The organism is Methylobacterium guangdongense (assembly GCF_038442355.1).
GTDB lineage: Bacteria > Pseudomonadota > Alphaproteobacteria > Rhizobiales > Beijerinckiaceae > Methylobacterium > Methylobacterium guangdongense.
On record NZ_JBBXMX010000003.1, the window covers coordinates 135,636 to 162,227 of the forward strand.

At 69.2% G+C, this 26,592-nt stretch carries 28 protein-coding genes and 1 tRNA gene; 11 read left to right on the forward strand and 18 right to left on the reverse strand.

Annotated elements, in window-relative coordinates:
* Positions 1–177: 177 nt before the first annotated feature.
* The 9 genes from AAHG09_RS07710 to AAHG09_RS07750 all read right to left on the reverse strand — a co-directional run bounded on the left by AAHG09_RS07710 (position 178) and on the right by AAHG09_RS07750 (position 8,536).
* Positions 178–1,131, reverse strand: coding sequence for an electron transfer flavoprotein subunit alpha/FixB family protein (locus AAHG09_RS07710; protein ID WP_342106437.1), 954 nt, complete (start codon positions 1,129–1,131; stop codon positions 178–180).
* 69 nt (positions 1,132–1,200) lie between these two features.
* Positions 1,201–1,950, reverse strand: a complete 750-nt coding sequence (locus AAHG09_RS07715) for an electron transfer flavoprotein subunit beta/FixA family protein (RefSeq protein WP_342106439.1) — start codon at positions 1,948–1,950, stop codon at positions 1,201–1,203.
* A gap of 167 nt (positions 1,951–2,117) precedes the next feature.
* Positions 2,118–2,690: a cob(I)yrinic acid a,c-diamide adenosyltransferase gene (locus tag AAHG09_RS07720; RefSeq protein ID WP_342106440.1), complete on the reverse strand. Its 573-nt coding sequence runs from the start codon at positions 2,688–2,690 to the stop codon at positions 2,118–2,120.
* A 13-nt stretch (positions 2,691–2,703) separates the two neighbouring features.
* On the reverse strand, positions 2,704–3,333 hold the full coding sequence (locus tag AAHG09_RS07725; protein WP_342106441.1) for an acyloxyacyl hydrolase: 630 nt from the start codon (positions 3,331–3,333) through the stop codon (positions 2,704–2,706).
* Positions 3,334–3,473: 140 nt separating this feature from the next.
* Positions 3,474–3,659 carry a twin transmembrane helix small protein gene (locus tag AAHG09_RS07730; RefSeq protein ID WP_342106442.1) on the reverse strand — a complete coding sequence of 62 codons (186 nt, stop codon included), beginning with the start codon at positions 3,657–3,659 and terminating at the stop codon, positions 3,474–3,476.
* A gap of 65 nt (positions 3,660–3,724) precedes the next feature.
* Entirely contained in the window at positions 3,725–6,334 is a 2,610-nt protein-coding gene (locus tag AAHG09_RS07735; protein ID WP_342106443.1) for a TIGR02302 family protein, read from the reverse strand.
* Between the two features lie 114 nt (positions 6,335–6,448).
* Positions 6,449–7,657, reverse strand: a complete 1,209-nt coding sequence (locus tag AAHG09_RS07740) for a polyhydroxyalkanoate depolymerase (RefSeq protein WP_342106444.1) — start codon at positions 7,655–7,657, stop codon at positions 6,449–6,451.
* A gap of 277 nt (positions 7,658–7,934) precedes the next feature.
* Entirely contained in the window at positions 7,935–8,174 is a 240-nt protein-coding gene (locus tag AAHG09_RS07745) for a hypothetical protein (protein WP_342106445.1), read from the reverse strand.
* 152 nt (positions 8,175–8,326) lie between these two features.
* Entirely contained in the window at positions 8,327–8,536 is a 210-nt protein-coding gene (locus tag AAHG09_RS07750) for a hypothetical protein (RefSeq protein ID WP_342106446.1), read from the reverse strand.
* A gap of 340 nt (positions 8,537–8,876) precedes the next feature.
* On the opposite strand from AAHG09_RS07750, the gene AAHG09_RS07755 reads away from it, so the two are divergent.
* The 4 genes from AAHG09_RS07755 to AAHG09_RS07770 all read left to right on the forward strand — a co-directional run bounded on the left by AAHG09_RS07755 (position 8,877) and on the right by AAHG09_RS07770 (position 10,862).
* A complete protein-coding gene (locus AAHG09_RS07755) occupies positions 8,877–9,530 on the forward strand; it encodes a Maf-like protein (protein ID WP_342106449.1) in 654 nt (217 codons plus the stop codon).
* Positions 9,527–9,709, forward strand: coding sequence for a DNA gyrase inhibitor YacG (locus AAHG09_RS07760; RefSeq protein ID WP_342106450.1), 183 nt, complete (start codon positions 9,527–9,529; stop codon positions 9,707–9,709). The genes AAHG09_RS07755 and AAHG09_RS07760 overlap by 4 nt, the downstream gene beginning before the upstream one ends.
* A 106-nt stretch (positions 9,710–9,815) precedes the next feature.
* Positions 9,816–9,891: transfer RNA gene (locus AAHG09_RS07765), tRNA-Phe, on the forward strand.
* 353 nt (positions 9,892–10,244) lie between these two features.
* A complete protein-coding gene (locus AAHG09_RS07770; RefSeq protein WP_342106451.1) occupies positions 10,245–10,862 on the forward strand; it encodes a PAS domain-containing protein in 618 nt (205 codons plus the stop codon).
* Positions 10,863–10,955: 93 nt separating this feature from the next.
* Here the strand turns inward: AAHG09_RS07770 and AAHG09_RS07775 are convergent, their stop codons facing one another.
* Positions 10,956–11,702 (reverse strand): Crp/Fnr family transcriptional regulator, encoded by a 747-nt coding sequence (locus AAHG09_RS07775; protein ID WP_342106453.1) that lies wholly within the window; start codon positions 11,700–11,702, stop codon positions 10,956–10,958.
* 336 nt (positions 11,703–12,038) lie between these two features.
* Between AAHG09_RS07775 and AAHG09_RS07780 the strand changes: the two genes are divergently transcribed.
* Positions 12,039–13,028 carry a phosphoribosylaminoimidazolesuccinocarboxamide synthase gene (locus tag AAHG09_RS07780; protein ID WP_342106454.1) on the forward strand — a complete coding sequence of 330 codons (990 nt, stop codon included), beginning with the start codon at positions 12,039–12,041 and terminating at the stop codon, positions 13,026–13,028.
* A gap of 43 nt (positions 13,029–13,071) precedes the next feature.
* Here AAHG09_RS07780 and AAHG09_RS07785 read toward each other — a convergent pair whose 3' ends face one another.
* The 3 genes from AAHG09_RS07785 to AAHG09_RS07795 form a co-directional block, all read right to left on the reverse strand.
* Positions 13,072–13,353 carry a DUF2312 domain-containing protein gene (locus AAHG09_RS07785; RefSeq protein WP_342106455.1) on the reverse strand — a complete coding sequence of 94 codons (282 nt, stop codon included), beginning with the start codon at positions 13,351–13,353 and terminating at the stop codon, positions 13,072–13,074.
* 55 nt (positions 13,354–13,408) lie between these two features.
* Positions 13,409–14,578 (reverse strand): alpha/beta hydrolase, encoded by a 1,170-nt coding sequence (locus tag AAHG09_RS07790; RefSeq protein WP_342106457.1) that lies wholly within the window; start codon positions 14,576–14,578, stop codon positions 13,409–13,411.
* 84 nt (positions 14,579–14,662) lie between these two features.
* Complete coding sequence (locus AAHG09_RS07795) at positions 14,663–16,027, reverse strand: MFS family transporter (protein ID WP_342106459.1); 1,365 nt, start codon at positions 16,025–16,027, stop codon at positions 14,663–14,665.
* Between the two features lie 237 nt (positions 16,028–16,264).
* On the opposite strand from AAHG09_RS07795, the gene AAHG09_RS07800 reads away from it, so the two are divergent.
* A complete protein-coding gene (locus tag AAHG09_RS07800) occupies positions 16,265–17,080 on the forward strand; it encodes a DUF1236 domain-containing protein (RefSeq protein WP_342106460.1) in 816 nt (271 codons plus the stop codon).
* 96 nt (positions 17,081–17,176) lie between these two features.
* Here the strand turns inward: AAHG09_RS07800 and AAHG09_RS07805 are convergent, their stop codons facing one another.
* Together AAHG09_RS07805 and hrcA are read right to left on the reverse strand one after the other, a co-directional pair.
* Entirely contained in the window at positions 17,177–17,809 is a 633-nt protein-coding gene (locus AAHG09_RS07805; RefSeq protein ID WP_342106818.1) for a LysE family translocator, read from the reverse strand.
* A 442-nt stretch (positions 17,810–18,251) separates the two neighbouring features.
* Positions 18,252–19,307, reverse strand: a complete 1,056-nt coding sequence (gene hrcA / locus AAHG09_RS07810; RefSeq protein WP_342106462.1) for a heat-inducible transcriptional repressor HrcA — start codon at positions 19,305–19,307, stop codon at positions 18,252–18,254.
* A 180-nt stretch (positions 19,308–19,487) separates the two neighbouring features.
* On the opposite strand from hrcA, the gene rph reads away from it, so the two are divergent.
* From rph to hemW, 3 genes are read left to right on the forward strand one after another with little or no spacing between them, the layout of a single operon-like run.
* On the forward strand, positions 19,488–20,201 hold the full coding sequence (gene rph, locus AAHG09_RS07815; protein WP_342106465.1) for a ribonuclease PH: 714 nt from the start codon (positions 19,488–19,490) through the stop codon (positions 20,199–20,201).
* Positions 20,198–20,827 carry an RdgB/HAM1 family non-canonical purine NTP pyrophosphatase gene (gene rdgB / locus AAHG09_RS07820; RefSeq protein WP_342106466.1) on the forward strand — a complete coding sequence of 210 codons (630 nt, stop codon included), beginning with the start codon at positions 20,198–20,200 and terminating at the stop codon, positions 20,825–20,827. Before rph ends, rdgB begins: the two co-directional genes overlap by 4 nt.
* Before the next feature lie 38 nt (positions 20,828–20,865).
* A complete protein-coding gene (gene hemW, locus AAHG09_RS07825) occupies positions 20,866–22,041 on the forward strand; it encodes a radical SAM family heme chaperone HemW (RefSeq protein WP_342106468.1) in 1,176 nt (391 codons plus the stop codon).
* On the opposite strand, the gene AAHG09_RS07830 is transcribed toward hemW, so the two are convergent.
* Entirely contained in the window at positions 22,042–23,325 is a 1,284-nt protein-coding gene (locus tag AAHG09_RS07830) for a penicillin-binding protein activator (protein WP_342106470.1), read from the reverse strand.
* Between the two features lie 136 nt (positions 23,326–23,461).
* Here AAHG09_RS07830 and rsmI point away from each other — a divergent pair, with 136 nt between their 5' ends.
* Positions 23,462–24,430 carry a 16S rRNA (cytidine(1402)-2'-O)-methyltransferase gene (rsmI, locus tag AAHG09_RS07835; RefSeq protein ID WP_342106471.1) on the forward strand — a complete coding sequence of 323 codons (969 nt, stop codon included), beginning with the start codon at positions 23,462–23,464 and terminating at the stop codon, positions 24,428–24,430.
* Positions 24,427–24,816, forward strand: a complete 390-nt coding sequence (locus tag AAHG09_RS07840; protein ID WP_342106473.1) for a YraN family protein — start codon at positions 24,427–24,429, stop codon at positions 24,814–24,816. The genes rsmI and AAHG09_RS07840 overlap by 4 nt, the downstream gene beginning before the upstream one ends.
* A 28-nt stretch (positions 24,817–24,844) precedes the next feature.
* Here AAHG09_RS07840 and AAHG09_RS07845 read toward each other — a convergent pair whose 3' ends face one another.
* Positions 24,845–25,234, reverse strand: coding sequence for a response regulator (locus tag AAHG09_RS07845; RefSeq protein ID WP_243920087.1), 390 nt, complete (start codon positions 25,232–25,234; stop codon positions 24,845–24,847).
* A 254-nt stretch (positions 25,235–25,488) separates the two neighbouring features.
* Entirely contained in the window at positions 25,489–26,586 is a 1,098-nt protein-coding gene (locus AAHG09_RS07850; protein WP_342106475.1) for a L,D-transpeptidase family protein, read from the reverse strand.
* Positions 26,587–26,592: the final 6 nt, after the last annotated feature.

Here is a 26,592-nt window from a genome sequence, read left to right on the forward strand (position 1 = left end):
GTGCCCCTGATGCCGTTGCCGATGCACGGCCGCCGGACTCGACGGACTGCGCCAAAGCGACGGCCTGTGATCGCGCCGTCACTGCCTTCTAGACCAATCATCGACGCGGAAGGAACCCGCGCAGGCGCGGGGCCCTGGTAATGCCGGCGCCGCCCGAGGGCGGCGAAAGCCCGCGCGTTACTGGCCCTTCGCCTTTCCGATCTCGGCTTGCAGGTCCGGGACGACCTGGAACAGGTCGCCGACCAGGCCGTAATCCGCAACCTGGAAGATCGGCGCGTCCTCGTCCTTGTTGATCGCCACGATCACCTTCGAATCCTTCATCCCGGCCAGATGCTGGATCGCCCCCGAGATGCCCACCGCCACGTACAGGTCCGGCGCCACCACCTTGCCGGTCTGGCCGACCTGCCAGTCGTTCGGCGCGTAGCCCGCATCCACCGCCGCCCGCGACGCGCCCACCGCCGCCCCCAGGCTGTCGGCCAGCGGCTCGATCAGCTCGTGGAACTTGTCCGACGAGCCGAGCGAGCGCCCCCCCGACACGATGATCCGCGCCGCGGCCAGCTCCGGACGGTCCGACTTGGCGATCTCCTCGCCCTTGAAGCGCGACCCGCCCGCCTCGGGCGCCGCCGCCGGGACCGGTTCGACCGGCGCCGCCGCCCCGCCCTCGCCGGCCGCCTTGAACGCCGCCGTGCGCACCGTGATCACCCGCTTGCCCGGAGGCGTCTGCACGGTCTGGATCGCGTTGCCGGCGTAGATCGGCCGCTCGAACGTGTCGGGCGACACGACCTTGATGATGTCGGAGACCTGCGCCACGTCGAGCAGCGCGGCCACCCGCGGCAGCACGTTCTTGCCCGTGGTCGAGGCCGAGGCGATGATCGTGTCGTAGGGTTCGGCGATCGCGGCGATCAGGGCCCCGACCGGCTCGGCCAGATCGTGGTCGTAGGCCGCGTCCTCGCCCAGCAGCACCGTGTCGACGCCGTCGAGCCTGGCCGCGGCCTCGGCCACGGCTTTCGATCCGGAACCGAGCACGAGGGCGTGGATCGGCCCGCCGATGTCCCTGGCGGCGGTCAGCGCCTTGAGCGTGCCGTCCTTGATCTGGCCGTTGCCGTGCTCGACGAAGAGAAGCGTGGTCATGTGCGCGAACCCCTATGGCTGGCGGGCCGCGCTCGACCGGGACGGGAGCGCGGCCACGGTGGCAGAGACTTAGATGACGCCGGCCTCGACCTTGAGCTTCTGCACGAGCTCGGCCGCGGAGGCGACCTTCACGCCGGCCGAGCGGCCCGGCGGCTCGGCGGTCTTGAGCACCGTGAGCTTCGGGGTCACGTCGACGCCCAGCGCGTCCGGCGCCAGTTCCTCGAGCGGCTTCTTCTTGGCCTTCATGATGTTGGGCAGCGAGGCGTAGCGCGGCTCGTTCAGGCGCAGGTCCGTGGTGACGATGGCCGGCAGCGTCAGGCTCACCGTCTGCAGGCCGCCATCGACCTCGCGGGTGACGTCGAGGCTGCCCTCGCCGGGCTCGATCCTGTACGCGAAGGTGCCCTGCGGCCAGCCGAGCAGGGCGGCGAGCATCTGGCCGGTCTGGTTGGAGTCGTCGTCGATCGCCTGCTTGCCGAGGATGACGAGCTGCGGGCTCTCCTTGTCGACCACCGCCTTGAGCAGCTTGGCCACCGCCAGCGGCTCGCAGGCGACGTCGGTCTTGACCAGGATCGCCCGGTCAGCCCCCATGGCGAGCGCGGTGCGCAGGGTCTCCTGCGCCTGTTGCGGGCCGATCGACACCGCCACGATCTCGCTGACCGTGCCCTTCTCCTTGAGCCGGATCGCCTCCTCGACGGCGATCTCGTCGAAGGGGTTCATCGACATCTTGACGTTGGCGAGTTCGACCCCGGAGCCGTCGGCCTTCACGCGGATCTTGACGTTGTAGTCCACAACCCGCTTGACGGGCACAAGCACCTTCATGGCGGTCACGATCCTTCCCCGAGGATTCTTATCGTCGTGCAGACCGTTTCCGCGGGCGTCACACAGGCGTCGTCGCGGGGGCGTGCAGAGCGGCCGGACCGTAGCGGCCACATTTCCGCCTTGTCAACGCGGCGCAGTGGAGTGTGCCGGAAAAGAAAGTCGGCGGCTCAGCGGTTTGCGCCGGGCACCCAGAGGACGTCGTCGGCCCCGTCACCGTTGGCGGCGCGGCTCGCGACGAACAGAAAGTCCGAGAGGCGGTTCAGGTAACGCAGCGCCTCGGGCGAGACGATCTCGTTTTCGTGGGCGGCGAGGTTCACCGCCAGACGTTCGGCGCGGCGGCACACGGTGCGGGCGAGGTGCAGGGCGGCGGAGGCCGCCGAGCCCCCGGGCAGCACGAAGGATTTCAGCGGCGGGATCGGCGCGTTCAGGGCGTCGATGTCGCGCTCCAGGCGTTCCACCTGGCTGGCGACGATCCGCAGCGGCTCGTAGGGCAGGGGCTCCGGACTCGGCGGTGTCGCGAGATCCGCGCCGAGATCGAACAGGTCGTTCTGAATGGCGCTGAGCATCCCGTCGAGCGCGCCGGATGTGTGCTGGCGGACGAGGCCGATGCAGGCGTTGGTCTCGTCCACGGTGCCGTAGGTCTCGACCCGCAGATCCGCCTTCGAGCGGCGCTGGCCATCCGCCAGCGCGGTCGTGCCGTTATCGCCCGTGCGCGTGTAGATCTTGTTGAGCTTGACCACGCAGCGGGATGCCTCAGAAGGTATAGCCGATCTTGCCGCCGAAATTGGTCAGACCGCGGTTATTGGCGCAAAGGCCCGCGTTCGACATGTGCTCGACGGTCGCCATAATGCTCCAATGCTCCGTCAGACGGAAGCCCAGGGCCGCGGCCTCGCGGAACATCGGCGAGCATCCAAGCGTGTTGAAGCCGTAGGGCGTCTGGGCCTTCGGGCCGGTATAGCCGTTATGGGCCACGCCGCCGAAGAATCCGTCGAGGAAGACGCGGCGGTTGAAGGTCTCCGGAAAGATCTCAAGGGTCCAGGTCGCGCCGAGATAGGCGTAGCTGGTCCGGCCGCCGGTGTTGTAGCTGCCGCCCACCGTGGGCCGCGGCACGAAGGCCTGCCAGAACGGATCGGCGCTGATCACCGGCTTGGCGAACAGGATCTCGCCGTTGACGTTCGCCTTGCTGAAGCCCGGGAGCTTGCCCTCGGCGCTGCCGGGATCCTGAACCGACCCGCCGATGCGCACCTCAGAGACGATGCTCAGCGGCTGGGCCGGAGGCGCATAGTAGGCCGCCGGCGCCGGCGGAAGATCCGCAGCCGAGACGGGCAGGATCGCCGTGACGGAGATCAGGCCCACGAGACAGGTGCGGAAAGCGGCGGTCATCTGATCCCGGCCGGATAAGGCTTGGCGGTTCGTTACTACCAAGCGTAGCACGCCGCCGTTCGCGGCAGGCCGGCAATTCATCCGCCTTCGCTGCGAAAGGCGGCCTGTGCGGCAGCCCAGTCACACCCGCGACTTCTGACTCAGGCCGAGCGCCACCAGACAACCCCCATGATGATCACGATGGCCACGAACTGCAGCAGGACGCGCAAGCGCATCAATTTCTGCGAGATGTTGGCGCTGCCGCCGCGCATCATGTTGGCCAGCCCGAAGAACAGCACGCAGGCGACGGCCAGGCAGGCGAGAAGGACGAGGGTGTTGGACGACATGGCGACGACGATCCGGGCGCGATCGGAACCGCCGGCGGGCTCCGCATCGCGGGTTGCGAAGGGGTTCAGTTGCGGCGGAGCAGGCGCTCGAAATAATCGAGTTCCTCGCGGGGCCGCGTCGGGTCGCCGAGCTTGCGCCGCAGCTCCTCCATGATGCGCCGGGCGCGCTGGACGGCGGATTCATCGGCCGTGGGCACGCGCACCCGCCCGTCGCTCATGTCGCGGCCACGCGTCGGGCGGCCGAGCGGGTCGTCGTCGCGGGCGCCGGCCTGACCCTGCTGGCCCGGCTGCTGCCCGCCCTCCTGCTGGCCTTCGCCCTGGCCCTCGGCCATGTCCTGCATCTGCTGCGCCATGCCTTCGGCGCCCTTCTTCAGGCCGTCGAGGGCGCGGCCCTGCGCGTCGACCGCCTCGCCGGAATCGCCTTCCTTCAGGGCGTTCTCGGCGTCGCGCATCGCGTTCTCGGCATCGGAGAGGCCCTGCTCGCCGCGCATGCCGTTCTCTTTCATGCGCTGCTCCAGCTCTTCCAGACGCTGCCGCAGCGCCTGTTGGCGCTCGCCGACATCGCCTTGCTGGCCTTGCCCCTTCTGCCCTTGGCCCTGCTGGCTCTGACCCTGTTGCCCCTGCTGGCCCTGCTGCTTCTGGCCCTGCTGGCCACGCTGGCCCTGTTGCTGCTGGTTGCGGTTCGGCTGGCGCTGCTCCTGCCCGTCCTTGAAGGTCTGGTCGCGCAGGCCCTGCTGCTCGCGCGTCATCGCGTCGAGATCGCGCATCTGCTTCTGCATCTCGCGGGAGGCCTGGTCCGAGCGGCTGCCGCGCTCGGCGGTCTGGAGGTTCTCCAGAATATTGCGCAGCTGCTCCATCAGGCGCTGTGCCTCGGCGGTATCGCCGCGCTTCATCGCCTCCGCCATGTCCTGGATCATCTTGTCGAGATCCTCAGGCGTGACGGTCTTCGATTGCTGGTTGTTCTGCTGGCGCTCGCCGGACTTGTTCGGCTCGCGGCCCTGCTTCTGCGCCATCTCGGACATGAACTTGTCCAGCGCCTGCTTCAGGTCCTGCGTGAGGCGCTTGATCTCGTCGTCGGGCGCGTTGCGCTCGATCGCCTCCTTCAGCCGGTCCTGGGCCTGGCGCAGCTGCTTCTCGGCGTCCGACAGGTCGCCGTCCTCGATCTTCAGCGCCATCTCCCAGAGCAGGTCGGCGACCGCGACGAGGTCCGAATCCCCCCGCGCGCGGCGCAGGCGCTCGGTGGCCGTGCGCAGCCCGAGGAAGACCGCCGGCTGCGGCGTGAACATATCGGGGGCGACCAGCAGCGCGTCGAGGGCGGACTGCACCCAGGGCCGATCGGTGTCGGGCGCGGTCACGAGGCGGCGGCGCTCCTCGGCCAGCGCCCGCGCCAGCGGATCGCGGAACGGTCGTGCCGGGAGCGTGATCTCGGCCTCCGGCGTGCGGCCTTCCTGCCCGGCCTCGTCCTTGACGACGATCTGATAGCGCACGCGGGCGCCCGACCAGGGATTGTCGGTCAGGTCCACCAGCGTCTTGGTGTCGGTGTCGCCGGAGGCGTCGCCGGGAAGCGCGAGACCGATATGCGGGATCGGGACGAGCGAGCGCCCGGGCTTGACCGGCGCGATCACCGCCTCGGCCGAGCTGATCCCGTAATCGTCCTTGGCCCGGTAGGTCAGGTTGAAGGTCCCGCGCCCGTTCACCTCCGGCCCGCCGACCACGCTCACCTCCGGCGGCCGATCGGGGATCGCCTCCACGGTCAGGTGCTGCCGACCCGCCGGGGTCACGATCGTCAGTTCCGCATTGCCGGCGATCCGATAGCGCTCCTCGCGCAGGTCCGGGCGCGGCTCCTGGCCGGGCACGGGCACGAGCCCGGCATTGGCCGTCAGCGTCGTATCGGCCGCCGCCTTGCCCTGGCCGGCGATGCGCACGATCAGCTGCGCATTGACCGGCGCCCGCAGGTGCTGATCGCTGCCGTCCATGGCGATCAGCAGCGGCGGCAGCCGCGTGTAGAGCGGCGGATCGATCCAGCCGTCGACGCGGAAGTTCGGGCCGGGTTGCGCCACCGCGTGCCAGTCGAAGGCCGTGCCGATCCGGTCGCGCCATTCGGGGCCGGCCACGAACAGGCTGGCGGCGGTCGCGACGATCAGTCCGGCGCGCAGCGCGTAGGGATCGCGCCGGACCATGCCCGGCCGGGGCAGTCCGACGCGCAGACCCGCCACGTCCCGCGCGGCGCGGCGCTGGTGCAGATCCCAGAGGGCGCGGCTGCCCGCATCCGCGGCGCCCACCGCGAGGCTGTCCTGCGCGGCCGAGGCGGGCCCGTGGCGCAGGGCCGGATCGCGCAGGGCCGCCTCTCGGTCCAGCCGGATCAGGGCCATGCGTCGCCCGATCCGCCGGAGGTGGATCAGGGGCAGGAGTGCGGCAACCAGCAGACCGGCCAGAATGACCAGCCCGATCTGCCGCCAGAGCGGAGACAGATCGAGCCACAGGCCCGACCAGGACAGGATGAGAAACAGGAGTACGACGGCGAGGCCGCGCCACAGGACCGGCCAGACCTGCTCCCACAGGGCCGCGACGCGGGCCTGGGCGACCAGACGGTCCAGCCGCGCGAACGCCGTTGTAGGACGCGGCGTCCCATCGCTCGGGGGGTCGTTGCCTTCGGAGCCGTTCTTGCCGATCACGCCGATCGTTCCGCCTCGCGCCCGTGGCACCGGGGGTAAACCCGGCACCGATCCGCCAAGGCTATCATGGTGGGCCTCGGCGGTCGGCGGGTCAAATCGGCGCGACGGTCCGGCTCAGTTGTGCGCCTGAATGAAGTTGCGCACCTGCGGGTAGATCTGGTTCTCCCACCGCCGCCCCGCGAAGACTCCGTAATGGCCCACGCCCGGCTGGAGATGATGGTTCCGCATGTACGGCGCGAGGCCGGTGCAGAGGTCGTGGGCCGCCATGGTCTGGCCGACGGCGCAGATATCGTCCCGCTCGCCCTCGACGGTCATCAGGGCGGTCCGGCGGATGGACCGCAGATCGATCGGCTCGCCGCGATAGGTCACCGCGTTGCGGGCCAGGGCGTGATCCTGGAACACGGTCTTGACGGTCTCCAGGTAGAACTCGGCCGCGAGGTCGAGGACCGCGAAGTACTCGTCGTAGAAGGTCTCGATCGCCTCGGCCTTGGCGTGCTCGCCGTTGGCCATATGCCAGAACAGGTCGGCATGGCCCTGGACGTGGCGCTTGGCGTTCATCGACATGAAGGCCGAGACCTGCACGAAGCCCGGATAGACCCGGCGGCCGGCACCCTTGTGCCGGTTCGGGACCGTGGCGATCAGGTTCTGCTCGAACCACGTGATCGGCTTCGAATTCGCGAGTTCGTTGACGCCGGTGGGATTGATCCGGCAATCGACCGGGCCGGCCATCAGGGTCATGCTGCGCGGGGCCGCCGCGTCCTTGGCCTGCGCCATCGCGGCGGCGGCGACCAACGCCTGCACGGCGGGCTGGCAGACCGCCACCATGTGGGCGCCTTCGCCGATCGTCTGCAGGAAATGGACGAGGTGACCGACGTAATCGTCAAAGCCGAACTGCCCCTCGGACAGCGGCACGTCCCGGGCATTGTGCCAGTCGGTGATGTAGACGTCGTGGTCCGGCAGCATGGTGCGCACGGTCGCCCGCAGCAGCGTGGCGAAATGGCCCGACATCGGCGCCACCATCAGCACCTTCGGCTGCTCGGTGTGGATGTCCTTCTTGAAGTGCAGCAGGGTCGCGAAGGGCGTGACCACCACCGGCTCCTCGGAGACCGGAACGCTCCGGTTGCCGACGTCGATCGCGTCGATGCCGAAGGGGGGCCGCGCGAAGGTCAGGCCGGCCCGCATCATCATGCGGGCGCCCGCCGACATCCAGGTGATCGGCTCGCCGAATCCCAGCCAGGGCGACCACAGGTCGTTCAGGACCTGCCCCCAGGCCCGCGTCTGGGCGGCGATGTCGGTCTGCAGGTCGAACGCGTCGTACAACATCGGGCGGGCACTCGCGGAGCCCTGCCCGGCACGCGGGCTAACGGGGCGGCAAAGGAGGCGGATGCCAGGTTCAAAGCGCATCAGCGTGGCCGAATAGGATGGTCGCCACCCTGAGGGCCGGCAACTGTCCGAAGGGCGAAAGCCCTCAGGAAGACGATCGACGTGACTTTGATGCATCATGCGGACCGCGCGGGCTTCGTGCGGGCGGATGGGCGCGCTTTTCAAAGTCGTCGCTCGGGTCCGAGCCCGATGCGGCGGGCCCGGGATGGTGCGTCCTTCAGGACGCGCGGCGGAGGGCGACGGCGCGTTCGGTGCGGCGATGCTCGCAGGCGATCTTGAGATAGCGATCGCCGCCCCCGGGCAGGCCGGCCTGGGCGGCCATGGTCTGCGCGTGCATCAGGCACTCCATCGGGGAGTTCGCCGGCGCGACGATGACGTCGAGGGCGGTCTCGCGGGAGCAGTCCTGGGCCAGCAACCCGCCGGCGCAGACGAGGGCAACGGAAAGCAGATCAGACATGACGGACCTCGGTTTCGAGTGATCGAAAGGTCCGCGGGGTGCTCCGGCGTGCGAGCCACCGCGTTGTCGTTGCCTGGGTGCTTCCTCAAAGATGTTGATCGAATGAGGCACGTCTCGTGCCAGTTGTCGGTCGGCCGATCGCCGCCGCCAAATCAGTCGCGGGCCGGCAGCCAGCGTGTCTCCGGATCCTTGGCCGGCAGCAGGGCTGCGACCGCGTCGAGATCGACCACGTAATGGTCGGTGAGCATCCGCCACATCGTGTCGGGCGAGTTCGCCTTCGGCTTGAAGCCTTCGAGGGCGCGCGCCACCAGCGCTTTGTTGAGCAGCTTCGGGCGCCGCAGCAGTGGATCGGCGTTCAGCATCGGTGACAATTCCTTCCGGCTGGGCCCGATTGTCTGCGTTTGTGGTTAACGTTCGGTTACCATCTGGGTTGAGATCTTGCTGTCATCTTGCGGCAACATTGCGCCGCCGCCTGAGTCGCGGTCCGTGCGTTGAACTCAGGCTCGGCGGCGGCGCAGAAGTACCGGACACTCGCACGCAGAGCGCGGCAGCCCGGTGCGTCCGGCGGCAGCGCGCGATCGTTGCTCCGGTTCACAAGCCCCCACCCATCCCTTATCAGGCAGGCGGATCGAGGTCGGGCCGGCGTGGTGGCGCGTCGCAACGGCAGGCGCCGTTTTCCGCCGATCGTGCGAACGGAACATCATGGACGCCATACCAGACGCGACTGGCTCGACGCAGCGACCGACGGCCCGGCTCGTGCTCGCCTCGGCGTCCCCGCGCCGGCTCGCGCTGCTGCAGCAGATCGGCATCGAGCCGGACGCCCTGCTGCCGGCGGAGATCGATGAGACGCCGCGCAAGGCCGAGCCGCCGCGTGACCTCGCCCGCCGCTTGGCGCGCACGAAGCTTGCCACCGCGGAGGCTGCCCTTCATCTCGGCGACAAGACTGCGCCGACCTGGCTCCTGTCGGCCGACACCGTCGTGGCCGTGGGCCGGCGCGTGCTGCCGAAGGCCGAGGTTCCTGACGAGGCGGCCGATTGCCTGCGGCTCCTCTCGGGTCGCCAGCATCGCGTCTACACGGCGATCTGCCTGCTCTCGCCCCGGGGCCGGCGGGAGCGGATCGTCGAGACGCGGGTCCGGTTCAAGCGACTCTCCGGCCGGGACATCCAGGGCTACGTCGCCTCGGGCGAGTGGCGTGGAAAGGCCGGCGGCTACGCGATCCAGGGGCTTGCCGGCGCCTTCGTGGTCAAGCTGGTCGGCTCCTACTCGTCGGTCGTCGGGTTGCCGCTCTACGAGACGCAGAGCCTGCTCGACGGCGAAGGCTACCCGGTCCGCGCCGGCTGGGGCGGCCTCGCATGATCCGGGAGCGAGCCCCGGCCTGTCCGATCTGCCGCCGGCCTTCGGTGCCGGACTATCAGCCATTCTGCTCGCAGCGCTGCGCCGACGTCGATCTCGGGCGCTGGCTGAACGAGCGCTACGCGATCCCCGAGGAGATCGAGTCCGACGAGCCGCCGCCCGAACCCGATCCGGAGCGCTGAAATTTTTCCGGCGTTTCCGTCACGTCGATGTCACGGCAAGGCTGGACAGGCCGCGACGCACTGACTATACCCCGCGGCGTCCGAGGCCGGCAGCGGCGCAGGCGACGCCCAGGTAGCTCAGTTGGTAGAGCATGCGACTGAAAATCGCAGTGTCGGTGGTTCGATTCCGCCCCTGGGCACCATCCTTTCGCTGAGGCGATAGAGCGGTGCATTGATCGCCAAAAAAGTTGACGTTCTCCGATTGCTCTGTGACGGCTGGCGCGTCGGTTCTGCGTCCCGCTGCGGTCGTCGATAAACGCACGATCAGCACTGCGTCCACGCCCGTGAACCTGCAGTCCTGCGTCGGATCGCCCCGACATACGCGACGCGTCCGATATCGCGTTCCGATACTCCGATATACAACCCATAACCCGTGTCTGCGGAGCGCGTGCCGGTTGCTTTCCGGCAACGGTGTCATTTCCTGTTTTCGGGATGCTTGATGTTGTCCGAAATCAATCTAACATGAATTAAGATTGGTTCGAGACACTGCTACGCGATGCCAAAGGTGAAACCGTTCGTGAGCCGAAGCGTCCGGGAGAGGTCCAAGTTTGCACTGGATCGCCGCGAGACGCCCGGATTCTGGAGCTGGGATGCGCAGCGCGATTGTGTCTGGGCGGATACCTCCGTGGCGCTGCTGTTCAACCTGGATCCGGAAGAGGCAGAGGCCGGACTGCCGCTCTCCGTATTCGCGTCCCATATCCACCCCACCGACCAACCGCGCGTCCTGGCGCTTTTCCGTTCGGACAGGCGTGAGGACGGGGGCGGAGCGGTCGAGTATCGTGTCCGTGGCGCCGACGGCGGTCTGCGTCTGGTGCTGTTCCGGGGGCGATTCACCTACGATCATCTTGGACGCCCGCTCTCGGGTCGCGGGATCATCGTCGATATCAGTGACCTGCAGGCGGGGGACGCGGACCGGGCCCCCGCGGGCATGTTCGACGCGGCTCCCCCCACGGTGTTGCTCGATCAGGCGGCCGCCGCCGCGATTGCGGCTTTCCAGGCGATCGGGGCCCTGAACGACCCGGGTCTGACGGCGCGGGCCGAAGCGCTTCTGTTCGAGATCGGTCGCAAACTCGCGTTGCAAGAAGCAACCGACGAGCGGAACCGTCTGAACTAGGGCAAGAGCGCTCTCGGCCGAAAAGAATACCGGTTCGGCGCACGAGAGCACGCCACACCAGTGGCTCAGAGCCGCGCAGACTTGCAACGCGATCTAAGCTTCCTGTCGGAGATGCAGATAGGTCGGGTCGAACTCCGCTGCGGCGACCAGCCCGTCCCAGTCGTGAACGGTCAGATGGCGGTTGCGGAGCGTGAGCAGCCCGGCCGCCTTTAGGTCCCGGATCGTGCGATTGACGTGGACCGGCGTGATGCCGAGGGCGTCGGCCAGTTCCGGTTGAGTCATGGGCAGGTCGCAACTCAGGTCCGGCGCGAGCCCGACCGCTTCGAGGCGCGTCACCAACTCGCAGAGGAGATGCGCCATCCGGGCGTAGGCATCCCGCCGGCCGGTGTTCAGCGTCCATTCCCGCACGATGGCGGCATCGATGAGCGTCGCCCGCCAGAACACCTCGGTGAGACGCGGCTGCGCGCGGAACAGCGCCCGCACGGCATCATGCTGGACGTACCCGATGCTGCACGGGGTGACCGCCGCGATGCTGATGTCGAGGGTCTGGAGATGCAGGCTCTGAAAATCGGGCACGTCGCCGGGGACGTGGTAGCTCATGACCTGCCGCTTGCCGGCCCGGGTGGTCTTATAGGTGCTCGCGATGCCCGATATCACCGCGAAGCTGCGGCCCGGGCGGTCGCCCTCGCGCACGATGTCCTGGTCGGCGTCGATCAGTGCCGCCTGCATCGGGAGGGCTTCGAGGGCGGCGCATTCCTCGGCGGAGAGCGCGAACAGGGCGATGCTTTCGATCTTGCGCAACAAGGGATGCCGGTTCGCATATTGACTTGATCCGTTCATCTCACCTCGATCGAACCCAAGCAGACGCGAAACGGGATGTCGGTTCCGGACCGACAGATGGTTATCTGTTGCTTCAAGAACGCCGATCGACCGAACCGGTGCGCAAAGTGGCTGACGAGGCTTATTCCTCGTCGGCAGCAACGCTCGGCCAGCCGGCATCGCGCGCGGAATATGCGATGGACGGCGCTCTGTCTTCCCCGCCTCGGGCAACAGCCGGACGAACAGGTTCCCCCCAGGCGAAGGGGCGTCCGCTGGCGTCGGGGCTGGAAATCTTCCCTCTGCCCGCGCACACAGGCAGCGCGGCGGCGTCGCCGCTCAGCCTGACGGAACGCTCGGATGAACACGGCCGATCTCGCCCCGCACGCGCATCAGATCCTGGCCGATGCGACATTGCCCGAGCTCCCCGACCACTACCGCGGCAAAGTGCGCGAGAATTACGATCTCGCGGATGGCCGGCGCATCCTGATCACCACCGACCGGATCAGTGCCTTCGACCGGGCGCTCGCCGCGATCCCGTTCAAGGGACAGGTCCTCACCCAGACCGCCCGCTTCTGGTTCGAGCGGACGGGTGACATCTGCCCGAACCACGTCCTGGCCTACCCGGATCCCAACGTCGTGGTCGGCCGGCGCCTGGAGATCCTGCCCGTGGAGGTTGTCGTCCGCGGCTACCTGGCGGGCACGACCTCGACCTCCGTGCTGACCCGGTACCGGGCCGGCGAGCGGGAGATGTACGGGCACCGCTTCCCGGACGGGATGCGCCCGAACGAGCGGCTGCCGACCCCCATCATCACGCCGACCACGAAAGCCTTCGACGGTGGCCACGACGAGCCGCTGACCGAGGCCGAGATCCTGGGCCGCGGCCTGTTGACTGAAGGGCAATGGCGCACCGTCTCGGAGGCGGCCCTGGCCCTGTTCGCCCGCGGGCAAGCCGTGGCGGCCGAGCGCGGGCTGATCCTCGCCGACACCAAGTACGAGTTCGGCACGGACCGCGATGGCCGCATCGTCCTCGCGGACGAGATCCACACGCCGGACAGCAGCCGCTACTGGTTTGCGCAGAGCTACGACGCGCGCTTCGCGGCGGGAACGGCGCCCGAGAGCTTCGACAAGGATTTCGTGCGCAACTGGGTCGTCGCGCGGTGCGATCCCTATCGCGACGCGATCCCCACGATCCCCGCGGACGTCATCCAGGAGACGGCCGCGGTCTACATCACGGCCTACGAGACGATCACCGGTGCCACGTTCGCCTTGCCGGATCCGGCCGAGGTGCCGCTCGATCGGGTGCGCCGCAACCTCGAAGCCTATCTGGCCGCCAACCCGGTTCTCTGAAGGGCGGCGCACGCCGCGCCGCCCCGGGTCGAGTCCGAATGGTTCAGGCCGCGGCGGCCAGCGGGGCCGGGGAGGGGGCATCGATCGCCCGGAGGTACACGTCGAGCAGCGTCTCGTGCTCGTCGCGCTCGTCCTTGTCCTGCTTGCGGATCTTGAGGATCTCCTTGAGGATCTTGACGTCCAGGCCCTCGCCCTTGGCCTCGGCGAACACCTCCTTCTTGGCCTCCATCAGGTCCTTGATCTCCTCCTCGAGGCGCTCCACGCGCTCGATGATGGAGCGGATCCGGTCGCCCGCGACGCCCACGGTGTCGGTCATATCGGTCATGCAATCCCTCGTCGGATGACGGGGGCATCCTCGCCGGCACAGGGTAAGCGGCGGGTTAAGGGCGGGCCGGAGCCTGTGTCTTGCCTTTGATCCAGCCGATGATCGCGTCCGCCACCGCGTCGCTGTTCGCTTCGAGCATCATCATGTGGCCGTTGCCGCGGATGCCATGCTCGGCGAGGACGAGACGGTCCGGCTTGGCACCGGCCTGGGTGAGAAACGCGGCGGTGCAGTCATCCATCGTGGCGCGGAACGACGCCTCGGCGGTGACGATCACGGCGGGCACCCGCGCGAGGTTCGGAAGGGTCCGGGCCGGATCAACCTGAAGCCAGCAGCGGATCTTGTCGGGCGCGGCGGCCGTCGCGGCCTGGACCACCGCCAGATCGGTCGGGCCGCTCACCGGCGGCTCGAAATGCAGCGGCACCCGGGTGATCCCGTAGGGCCTCGCCCGTGCCTCCCCGACGCGCTCGTACCAATCGGCCCCGCCCTTGAAGCGGATATCGTAGAAGGTCGGCCCGTTCGGCTCGATGGCGACATGTGCCTTCACGAGGTCGGGCCGCTGATCGGATACGGCCCATCCGAACACGCCCGCCTGCGAGTGGGTCAGCAGGATCGCGGGACCGATCTTGTCCAGGAGCGCGATCAGCGCCGGGTCGACCAGCTCCTCGCTCTTCAGCGCGCTGTCGATGTAGGGCACCTGGGAGAGGTAGAACTGATCGAAGGCCGCGTTCCCGCGCACGCCCGGACCGCCGGGCCACTGGCTGTGGAGCTTCGCCTGCGGGTAGAGCGAGGACCGCTCCTGCCCGGTGAAAACCGTCTCCAGATCCTCGACGGGCAACCGGGCATACGGACCATAGGTCTCCGGATCGCCGCCGGAGCGGCCGCGTCCGACCTGATCCACCACGTAGACCGCAAACCCCTTGGCGGCGAAGCGGTCGGCCCAGCCGGGTCGTCCGTCGGGCGTGCCGAGGAAGTTGGTCCCGGTCTGCGCGGTCCCGTGCACCATGACCACCGGGTAGGGCTGCGTGATCCGCTCCGGTGCCCGGTACTGCACGAACATCTGCCCGCGGGCCGTAGTCTTGCCCTCAGCACCCGCATAGTGCCCGCCGACGAAGAAGTAGCCGGTCGCGTGCTGCGGCCTGAACGGCGCCGTTTCGGCAACGCCCGGAGCCGGACCGACCGCGAGGCCGAGCAGGGTCAGCGCCGCCGCGGCGGTTTTCCTCAGCATGAGCATCCTCCCGCCGGACGTCTTGCGCGTCCAGCAACACAGCGGCCCGGCGCGGTCCGGTCGAACCGGACCTTCCGGCTCGACTCAGGCGTGGGCGAAGCGCGGCTTCTTGCCCAGCGCCTCCTCGACGGTGCCGGCGCCGTCGAGATAGCCGTGGACCTTCGGGTTGGGCATGATCAGCGAGGCCACGAAGGCGATCGCCATCAGCACGGTCACGTACCAGAAGAACGTGCTCTCCATGCCGTTGTCCTTGAACCACAGGGCGACGAACTCGGCGGTGCCGCCGAAGGTGGCGTTGGCCACCGCGTAGGACAGGCCGACGCCGAGCGCGCGCACGTTGGTCGGGAACAGCTCCGCTTTTACGATGCCGCTGATGCCCGTGTAGAACGACACCACGGCGAGCCCCAGCGTGATCAGCGCGAAGGCGAGATAGGGATCCTTGTTGGTGCCGAGCGCCGTCATCAGCGGCACCACCATGAGCGTCCCGAGGCCGCTGTAGAGCAGCATGTTGGCCTTGCGGCCGATCTTGTCCGACAGGGCGCCGAAGATCGGCTGGATCGCCATGTAGACGAACAACACCACCGTCATCACCTGCGAGGCCGAAGTCTTCGGCATCCCGGCGGTGTTAACGAGATACTTCTGCATGTAGGTGGTGAAGGTATAGAAGCTCAGAGATCCGCCCGCCGTGTAGGCGACGACCACGAGGAACGCCCGCCAGTGCTTGAACAGCTCGGCGAAGGTGCCGGCGGTCTCCTTGTCGCTGCTGTCCCTCGTCTCTGTGAGCGAGCGGCGCAGGTACAGGGCGACGACCGCCAAGCCCGCACCGATGAAGAACGGGATGCGCCAGCCCCAGGCGGTGAGTTCGGGGGCGGTCATCACGGTCTGGAGCAGCACGAGGACCAGCGAGGCCAGGAGCTGCCCGCCGATCAGCGTCACGTACTGGAACGAGGCGAAGAAGCCGCGCTTCCCCTTGATCGCCACCTCGCTCATGTAGGTCGCCGAGGTGCCGTACTCGCCGCCGACCGAGAGACCCTGCAGCATGCGGGCGAGCAGCAGCAGAACGGGCGCCAGGGTGCCGACATGCTCATAGGTCGGCAGGATGCCGATCAGCAGCGAGCCGAAGCACATCATCAGGACGGAGATGACCATCGAGGTTCGGCGTCCGACCCGGTCGGCGATCCGGCCGAACAGCCATCCGCCGATCGGCCGCATGAAGAAGCCCACCGCGAAGATGCCGGCGGTCTGCAGCAGCTGGCTGGTCGAATCGCCCTTCGGGAAGAAGGCCGGCGCAAAGTAGAGCGCGAAGAACGCGTAGCAGTAGAAGTCGTACCACTCGACGAGATTGCCCGACGACGAGCCGACGATCGCCCAGATGCGCCGCTTCCGGTCCGCGGCGTCGTGGACCGTGCCGGGTGCGATACCGATCGTATCGTCTCGCGTTGCGGACATGGCGTCTCCGGAACTCACATTCGGGGCGGCGATTGCCGGCCTCTTCTTCGTACGGCGCGACGTTACAGGTGACGATCGTGATCGCAAGGGCGTGATGGGGCTTTCCCAACGCTGAAACCGGCACCTGTCATGCGCGACCCCGTCGCCCTCGACGCGATCGGAACGGTTTGCCTCGGGGCGCCGTTGCGGCCCGGAGCTGGCACCGACGGCGTGTCGGGCCCGGCAGGAGGAGAGGCCATGAAGCGGATTCTGAGAGACACGGTGGCGGTTGCCATCGTGGTCGCGGGAGCGACGACCGCGTTTGCGCAAGGCGGGCCGGGTGGCGGCGGGCCGGGTGGTGGCGGAGCGGGCGGGGGCGCCCCGGGCGCCGGAGCGGGCCCGGCAGGCGGCGCCGGTCCGGGCGCCGGTCCGGGCGGCGGTGCCGGACCCGGCGGCGCTGGCGGCGGCATGCGCGGTGGTGCCGGCGGCGCTGAGGGCGGCGCCATGCGGGGGCCGGGTGCCGAAGGCGGCGCGCGCGGTGCGGAGCCCGGCGGACCGGCGGGACGCGGCGGCGAGGGGCCGGCCCGGGCCGGCGGTGCCAACGAGCGCGGCGGACCAGCCGAGCGCGGAGCGCCCAACGCGAATCCCGGTTCCGGAGAGCGCGGCGCCCGGGAGACTGGCCCGGATGGGGAGCGGGGCAAGCGCGATGCGGCCGGCCCCAACCGAGGCGAGCGCGGCCCTGCCGGCGAGCGCGGTCCGGCGGGTGAGCGCGGCGGTCGCGCAGGCGCCCGGGACGGCGGTGCGGTTCGCGGCGCCGTGGGTCGGCTCGATACGCGGCAGCGCACCGAGTTCCGCTCGTCGATCACGCGGCTCGGCGTCTCACCGTTGCGGGACGTCGCCTTCGGGCTGGCGGTCGGCACGGCAATTCCGCGTTCGGTGTCCCTGCACCGGCTGCCGCCGGCGATCATCTCGATCGTGCCGGAATACGAGGGTTACGACTTCGTTCTGGTGCGCGACGACATCGTCATCGTCGATCCCGACACCTACGAGATCGTGGACGTGATCCCGGGCTGATCGGCCTGCACCGGACGCCGCAGGCCGAACGCTCCGGCGTGTGGCGTCCGCCCCGTATCGCTCAGATCGGGGTGGCGCCAACCCGGCCCGCAACGATCACCGATGGGCTTCGCTTGCCAGGCGGATCGCAAGCCCCGCCAGGACCGTACCCATGAGCCAACGCTGAATGACGCCCCAGAGCGGACGCCGGGTGAAGACTCCGGCGACCGTGGCTGCCGAGATGATGAAGACGGCATTCATCGCGACGCTGACGACAAGCTGCGTGCTGCAGAAGATCAGCGCCTGCGCGAGGACGCTTCCCTTCTCCGGATCGACGAACTGAGGCAGGAGCGACAGGTACAGAACGGCGATCTTCGGGTTGAGGAGATTGGTCAGCAGCCCCATCGCGAAAAGTTTTCGCGGGCTGGCCAGGGGCAGATCGCGGACCTGAAACGGTGATTGCCCGTTGGGCCGGACTGCCTGCCACGCGAGGGTGAGGAGATAGATCGCGCCCGCGAGCCGGAGGGCATCATAGGCGTAGGGGATCGCGATCAGCAGCGCCGTGAGCCCCAGGGCCGCGCACACCATGTAGACGATGTGGCCCGCGAGGATGCCGCCGAGCGAGATCAGGCCAGCCGTCCGCCCCTGCGCAATCGAGCGGGAAATCAGATAGACCATGTTCGGCCCCGGCGTGAGGGCCATGCCCAGCGAGACCAAGGCGAAGGCCAGGTAAGGGCCAAGATCTGGCATGTCGATCCATCCCATCGGAGGCTGCCGCCAAGACGAGCGGCCGATACTCGCCAGAACGACCCGTCGTACCTGAAACAGGATAGCTTTCGGCAGCGAGCTAAACGGACACCCTCAGGCTTGTCAAAGCCTTCAGCGGCTGCCGTCACGCCGGCATTGCTGCTTACTCTCGTCGCGGAGCCGGCTAAAACATGCTGTGAGCTTGACCGACTCACCCCCGAAGGCCGCACGCGGCCGGTTGCGGCCGGGAGTGCGGAGGATGGTCATCGCTCTGGCAGTCTCCAGAAGAGCAAGCGGCGAGTGGAGCGTAACTCTCCGCCTCGCCGTCCACCCGCTTCTCTGAAGTTCGCCAAACCCTAACGGGTAATTGCCAGGGATCGGCGGCTGGCCCCGCCGATCCCACGCCCGAAGATAACGCGCAGCGCCGGGTGCAGCAACGGTCGCGTCACCGCCCCCCGTCCAGTAGTTTCGAGACGACGCGGGCGGTGTAGTCGACCATCGGCACGATGCGCGCGTAGTTCAGCCGCGTCGGGCCGATCACACCGACCACGCCGACGATCTTCTGGGCTCCGTCCCGGAACGGCGCGGCGATCAGCGATGAGCCGGAGAGCGAGAACAGCTTGTTTTCGGAGCCGATGAAGATGCGCACGCCGTCGCCCCCCTCGGCCCGGGCGAGGAGGTCGATCACATCCTTCTGGCTCTCCAGATCGTTGAACAGCAGGCGGATGCGCTCCAGATCCTCGGCGGCGCGCAGGTCGTCGAGCAGGTTGGCCTGCCCGCGCACGATCAGCTGCCGCGCCTCGGTCGGCCCGACCGGGGTCGCGAGCCCGGCATCCACGAGGCGTTCGGTCAGGGCGTCGAGTTCCCGCTTCATCGCCTGGCGGCTGGCCTCGATCTCGGCCCGCAGGGTGCCGAGGGTCCGGCCCTGGAGCCGGGCGTTCAGGAAGTTCGTCGCCTCCTGAAGTGCCCCGGCGGGCAGACCGGGGGGCAGATCGACCAGCCGGTTCTCGACGGAGCCGTCGTCCGAGACCAGCACGACCAGGGCCCGGGCCGGGTCCAGACGCACGAACTCGATGTGCTTCAGGTTCACGTTCGCCTTGGTGGTCAGCACCACGCCGGCGCCGCGCGAGATGCCCGACAGCATCGTGGAGGCCTCGGTCAGCGCCGAGTCGAAGGTGTGACGCGAGGCGGCGGCCCGCATCTGCGCCTCGATCCGGGCCTGCTCGTCCTGGCTGACGTCGCCGAGCTCCAGCATGGCGTCGACGAAGAAGCGCAGGCCGAGCTCGGTCGGCAGCCGGCCCGCCGAGGTGTGCGGCGCGAAGATCAGGCCGGAATGCTCCAGATCCGCCATCACGTTGCGGATCGAGGCCGGCGACAGGGCCATCGGCAGGATGCGCGCGAGGTTGCGCGACCCGACCGGCTCGCCGGTGGTGAGGTAGCTCTCGACGATCTGCCGGAAGATCTCCCGGGCGCGCTCGTTGAGCGCGGCAAGCGCGTGCATCGATGGGCCGTCGGGAAATCGCGGGTTCGGGTCTGTCACGCTCTGGTCCTGTGGTCCGATCATGGTCAAGCGGCCGGTCCGGATCAATCCGTACAAACCGGGTCGCCTGCGCCGCTTGCCCGCGGAGATACGGCGGCCTATGAGCCCGGCCCTCGACTTTCCTCACAGAAGGGGTCCGCAATGCGGCCTTCCAAGCGTGCCGCCGACGAGTTGCGGCCCGTGAGCCTGGAGCGCGCGGTCTCGCGCTACGCCGAGGGCTCGTGCCTCGTCAGCTTCGGCAACACCCGGGTCCTCTGCACCGCCTCGCTGGAGGAGCGCGGACCCCCGTGGCTGCGCGGTTCGGGCAAGGGCTGGGTGACGGCCGAATACGCCATGCTGCCCCGTGCGACGCACGAACGCACCCGCCGCGAGATCGGTTCCGGCAAGCCCTCGGGGCGGACCCAGGAGATCCAACGGCTCATCGGGCGCTCGCTCCGGGCGGTGACCAACCTGCCGGCCCTCGGCGAGCGGCAGGTGACGGTGGATTGCGACGTGATCCAGGCGGATGGCGGCACGCGGACCGCCGCCATCACGGGCGCCTGGGTCGCCCTGCACGATTGCTTCAGCTGGATGCGGGCGCGCTCGATCATCTCGGTCGATCCGCTGCGCGATCACGTCGCGGCCGTCTCCTGCGGCCTCTACAAGGGCGCGCCGGTCCTCGACCTCGACTACGCCGAGGATTCGGCGGCCGAGACCGACGCCAATTTCGTGCTCACCGGCCGAGGCGGCATCGTGGAGGTGCAGGGCACCGCCGAGATGGAGCCGTTCACGCAGGACCAACTGCTCGAATTGCTGCGCCTCGCGCGCGCCGGCACCAACCGACTGGTCGCCCTGCAGAAGGAGGCGATCGCGTGAGCCGGCGGCTGACGGGCAAGTTGGTGATCGCCACCCACAATGCCGGCAAGCTCGCCGAGATGCGCGAGCTGCTGGCGCCCTTCGGGATCGAGGCGGTATCGGCCGGCGAACTCGGCCTGCCGGAGCCCGACGAGACCGGCACGATGTTCGCCGAGAACGCGGCGATCAAGGCTCACGCCGCCGCGCAGGCGACGGGGCTTCCCGCCTTCGCGGACGATTCCGGCCTGTGCGTCGATGCCCTGGACGGGGCGCCGGGCATCTTCTCCGCACGCTGGGCCGGCCCGACCAAGGATTTTTCCGGCGCCATGGCGCGGATCTTTTCCGAACTGGACCGGCGCGGCGCGAAGGACCGCCGGGCTCATTTCGTCTCGGCGCTGGTGCTGGCTTGGCCCGACGGCCACACGGAGCTGTTCGAGGGCCGGGTGTTCGGCGACCTCGTGGAGCCCCGCGGCGCGGCGGGATTCGGCTACGACCCGATCTTCCGGCCCGACGGCCATGATTGCACCTTCGGCGAGATGACGGCCGACGAGAAGCACGGCGTCGACTGGCAGCGGGGGCAGGGGCTCTCGCACCGGGCCCGGGCCTTCGTCGATCTGAGCCGGGCCTGCCTTCAGCCCGGCGCCTGATTGCCAAACCGGGCCGCGCCGCTCACATCCCCACCATCATGCAAGCGACCGGCCTGGACCACCCGACCCGCGATGCGGGTTTCGGCATCTACCTGCACTGGCCCTTCTGCGCGGCGAAGTGCCCGTACTGCGACTTCAACAGCCACGTCCGCCATGGCGGCGTCGACGAGCCGCGCTTTCTCCAAGCCTTCCGGACCGAGATCGACCATGCGGCGGGGCGGACGCCCGGCCGGACCGTCACCAGCATCTTCCTCGGCGGCGGCACGCCCTCGCTGATGCAGCCCGCCACGGTCGCCGGCCTGCTCGACGCCGTGGCGGCGCGCTGGCCCGTGGCGCCGGACGCGGAGATCACGTTGGAGGCCAACCCGTCGAGTGTCGAGGCCTCGCGTTTCCGCGGCTATCGTGCCGCCGGGGTCAACCGGGTGTCGCTCGGCGTCCAGGCGCTGAACGATCCATCGCTTCGGACGCTCGGCCGGCTGCACGACGTGGCGCAGGCGCTCGACGCGATTCGAGTGGCCCAGGCGACCTTCGAACGCACGTCGTTCGACCTGATCTATGCCCGACCGGACCAGACGCCCGCGATGTGGCGGGTCGAGCTGGACGAGGCCCTGAAGCGGGCCGGCGAGCATGTGTCCCTCTACCAGCTCACCATCGAGCCGGGCACGCCCTTCTACGGCCTCGCCAACGCGGGCAAGCTGGTGGTGCCGGACGACGAGACCGGACGTGCCCTGTACGACGTGACGCAGGAACGCTGCGCCCGAGCCGGACTGCCCGCCTACGAAATCTCGAATCACGCCCGCCCCGGCGCGGAATCGCGCCACAACCTCCTCTACTGGCGCTACGGCGAGTATGCGGGGATCGGTCCCGGCGCGCATGGACGCCTCGTCACGGGAGTGGGGCGGGTCGGCACAGTGACCGAGCGCGGGCCGGAGGCGTGGCTCGCCCGGGTCGAGCGCGACGGCCACGGCATCGTCGAGACCGAATCCCTCTCCCCCGCCGATCAGGCCGACGAGTTCCTGGTGATGGGCCTGCGCCTGCGCGAGGGCATCGATCCCGAGCGCTACGCTGCATTGAAGGGCCGGCCCCTGAACGGCAATCGGATCGGCATGCTGATCGGCGATGGGCTGCTGGAGCGCCGCCCGGGTGGCCGCATCGCCGCCACCGGGCGCGGGGCGCCGGTGCTGAACGCCGTCGTCGCCGACCTCGCCGGCTGATCAGATCGCGGGCTTGGCCAGCACCCGGGGGGCAGGGCTGACCGGCGTCGCGGCGTTGTTGCGGATCTCGTAGACCGCGAGCGCGCGCTCACTCTGTCCGTCCGGGCGGAACCGGAAGGTGCCATCCACCCCGGCGAAGCCCGCGCCGTTGGTCAATGTCACCTCGGCGAAGCGCTGCGAGCCGTATTGCCGGGCGAGCGCCGCCGCGAGGGTCACGGCATCGTAGGCGAGGGAGGTGACGCGCGGCGGCACGGCGCCGAACCGCGCTTGATAGCGACCGCTGAAGGCCGAGAAGCCGCTCCGGTCCGGCGCGGCGAAGTGGCCCCCCTGAAGCGCCGGGAGGGCGAAGAGCACCGGCTCATTCCAGAGGGCGGTGCCGACGGGGCGCACGCGGGCCGGGGAGAAGCCGGCTTTGCTCAACGCCGCCGCGACGGCCGGCATTGCCTCGGCCGTCTCCGGAATGAACAGCGCGTCGGCCGTCGCCCCAGGGCCCGTGATGACGCGGGCCAGCCGCGCCACCGCCGGAGCCGGATTGCCCGCCGGATAGCGCTCCACCGCCGCTACGCGGGCGCCGCGGCGGGCCACGGTCTCTCGGAAGGCCGCCTCGACGGCATTGCCGTAGGCGGTCTCGGGGATCAGAGCCGCGAAGGAGCGCTTTCCGCTCGCCACCGATTCCTCGACCACCCGGTCGACCTCCGGCTGCGGCAGGAAGCTCAGGAGATAGACGCCGGGCGCCGCCACGGTGACGTCCGTAGAGAAGCCGATGACCGGCTTGCCGGCGGCCTTCGCCACCGCGGCAGCGGATTGGACGCTCCCGGCGAAGAGGGGGCCGAGGACGATCTCGGCGCCCTGCTGCAGGGCCTCCCGCGTGGCGTCCCGCGCCCCGTCCGGGGTGCCGTGATCATCCTCGACGAGGATCGTCAGGTCCGGGCGCTGCGCCTCCTCGAAGGCGAGCTGCGCGGCGTTGCGCATGGCGGCGCCGACGGTCGAGCCCTGCCCGGTGAGTGGCAGCACGAGGGCGACCTTCACCGTGCCGGCCCCGATCCGGGGGCCGCCCGACGCCATGGGGGTGATCGATTCCGGCACGCCGGGCGTCGGTCCCCCCGCCGCCGGTGGCGCCTGCGGGACCTCGACCGGGGGCGTCAGGGCGGCCTCGGGCGGCGAAGCCCGCCGGGTTGTGCCACCGCCGAGGCAGCCCCCGAGGGGCAACAGCGCTGCGCCGAACAGGGCGGTCAGGGCGGTGACGCGCACGAGACGACCCGGCGCGCCGATCGGGCGCACCATGGCGCAAACCTCCATCGGGCAGGCCCCGCAGCGTGATCGGGAGGCCCCGAAATGTAAACGCGCTCCGGAGGACTTGCCCCCGGTCGGCGCAGTCGACGCGCGACGAGAGCTGAGCAGTGTGGCAAGATCGCCAGCGATGACCCGCCGATTCGATGCTCCGGGGCGCTCCGCGCCGCCGCCGATCCCATCCCAGAAGCCGGTCGAACGGCCACGGACCACCACCTTCACGGCCTTCGGGTTGGCGAGCGAGGCCGAGCCGCTCGCCCCCGGGCTGCACATCGTGGCGACGCCGATCGGCAACCTGCGCGATATCACCATTCGCGCACTCGCGACCCTCGCGGCGGCCGATGCGGTGCTCGCCGAGGATACCCGGGTGACGCGGAACCTGCTCGCCCATTACGGGATCACCACCCCGCTCCTCGCCTATCACGAGCATTCCAACGACGCGGTGCGTGAGCGAATGGTCGGCCGGCTGCGGGCCGGTGAGGCTCTTGCGCTGGTCTCGGACGCGGGCACGCCGCTCGTCTCGGATCCGGGCTACAAGCTGGTCCAGGCGGCGATCGAGGCCGGTATCCTGATCACGCCGGTGCCGGGGCCCTCGGCGGTGATGACCGCGCTGGTGGCGGCGGGGCTGCCGACCGATCGCTTCTTCTTCGAGGGTTTCCTGCCGCAGAAAGCCGGCGCCCGGCGCAACCGTCTCGAGGCGCTGGTCCAGGTGCCGGGCACGCTGGTCCTGTTCGAATCGCCGCACCGCCTGCCCGAGATGCTGGCCGATGCCGCTGCGGTACTCGGGCCCGACCGTCCGGCGGCGGTAACCCGGGAGCTGACCAAGCTCTACGAGACCATCCGGCGCGACACCCTGGGCGGCCTGAGCCAGCGCTTCGCCGAGGAGGGGCCGCCGAAGGGTGAGATCGTCGTCATCATCGGCGCCGCGACGGCGCAGGAACGTACCGTGGAGTGCGATGAAGTCCTCGATGGTTTGCTCCGCGCAGCGCTGGAGCGGCACTCGATCAAGGATGCCGCAAGCCTCGTGGCCGACGAGACCGGGCAACCGCGCCGGGTCGTCTATACCCGGGCCTTGGCTCTGGCGCGGAGCGAGGGGTGAGCGAGGCACGGCCGGAACAGGCCGAGCGGCGCCGGGCTGCCTATCTGCGCGGCCATCGCGCCGAGTGGCTGGCCCTGGCGGCGTTAATGATCAAGGGCTACTGGCCGATCGGCCGGCGCGTGCGTTTCGCGGGGGGCGAGATCGACCTGATCGTCCAGCGCCTGAACACCATCGCGTTCGTGGAAGTGAAGGCGCGGCCCCGGCGCGACGATGCACGGGAGGCGATCGATGCGGCCAAGCGACGCCGGTTCTCGCGCGCCATCCGGTCGTGGATCGGGCACAATCCCTGGTGTGCGGGTATGACCTTCCGGGCGGATGCCGTCTTCGTGGGCGCCCGGGGCTGGCCGGCGCATATCGCCGACGCGTTCACGATCGAAGGTCTTTAGAACCGGCGCTGTTCGGGCCGTGGCCGGATCAGGCGCGGGCCGCCCGGATGGCGCCGATCAGGGTGCGCTTCAGCTCGGCTTGGCTGAAGGGCTTCTGCACGACGGGTCGGTCCCGGAAGGGCTCGCGGATCCCGGCGCCGCCGTAGCCCGTGGAGAACACGAGGGGCAGATCGCGCTTCGCGATCGCCTCGGCGACCGGATAGATCGGTTCGCCCGCCACGTTGACGTCGAGGATCGCGACCTCGAACGTTTCCTGGGCGGCCATTTCGAGGGCCGAGGACAGGCGCGCGGCCGGTCCGACGACGGCACAGCCGAAATCGAGCAGCATGTCCTCAAGCAGCATCGAGATCGCGGCTTCGTCCTCGACGACGAGCACGCGGACGCCGTTGAGAACATCGTCGTTGGAGTCAGCAGTCACGCCGGGCCGTCTTCCCTTCGAGCGCCCCCGAACCGGGGACCGAGCCGTCCTTCAAAGTACACTCGGAAACCGTTGGCGAGGCGTCCGGAGAGCGCAACGCTGCTTCGACGAGCGGTTCACGAGGTGGCCTTTGGCGTCGCCCGTAACGCGCAACGTGTCAAGCGTTCGCGAGCCGTTCCCGCACGATCCACGCGCAGTATGTTAACCGATGATACATTTTTCGGCCGCCGTCGGACGACCGTCGCTTTCGCGCATCAATCGTCCTTGAAGACGACCTTCGCGCCGCGGGTCACATGGGCCGCGAGATCGCGGGCATTCCAGTTGGTCAGCCGGATGCAGCCGTGCGACTCGGTCTTGCCCACCTTCTCGGGTTCCGGCGTGCCGTGGATGCCATAGCTCGGGATCGCCAGATCGATCCAGACGAGGCCGACCGGGTTGTTCGGGCCGGACGGGATCGTGAATTTGTGCTGCGCCTTGACGCCCTTGAACGCGTATTTCGGATTGTAGGTGTAGTCGGGGTCGAACGCGACGCCCTTCACCTTCGTGTCGCCGCTCGGTGCCGGCTTCTCCGTGCTGCCGATCGAGGCCGGATAGTAGCCCAGCAGCTTGTCGTCGGCGCCGTAGGCCCGCACGTCGCGGCTGGCCTTGTCGACCACGATGCGCTCGACCTTCGGTTCCTGCGGCAGATCCTTCGCCTTCGGCTTGTCGGTCCCCATCGGGTCGACCGCCGCCACCGCGATGGTCGTGTTCGCCTTGTCGATGGGCTTATCGGGGTTGAGCGCCGTCACGAGGGCGCGGCTCATGTGAAAGCGCTCCGCCAGCATTTCCCGCGGGTTGGTGTAGTCCAGCGCCTTCAGATCGGCCTGCTGCTCCATCTTGGGCGGGATCTTGTCGACGTAGGGGCCTTTGATGTCGGCCTCCGTGATCGTGTAATCGGTCACGACGGGCTTGTCGCTCGTGGCCTGGAGCTTCGCCCAGACCTCCGGCGTCAGATTTTGGGTCTCCGGAAGACCCTGCGCCACCGCGAAGGCCGAGAGCGCGCGCTTGTAGTTCTCGCCCGTCAGGCCATCGATGGCGCCGGGAAAGAAGCGGGCGCGGTCGAGCAGCACCTGGGCTTTGACGATCAGCGGATCGGGCTTGTCGTCGCCCTTCGTCTTGGCCGAGCGCTTCGAGGCGTCCTTGTCGTCGGCTTGCGGCGACAGGGTCGCGCCGTTGACGGCCTCGGCGGTCAGCGCGGGGGAGGGCGCCTCTTGTTCGACGGCCTTCGGCTTCGAACGCGCCTCCGCGGCCTGCGCGACGAGGCTGGTCGCCAACAGCGCCGCGAGGACCGGCCGCCAGGATTTCGGGCTCATCGAGGT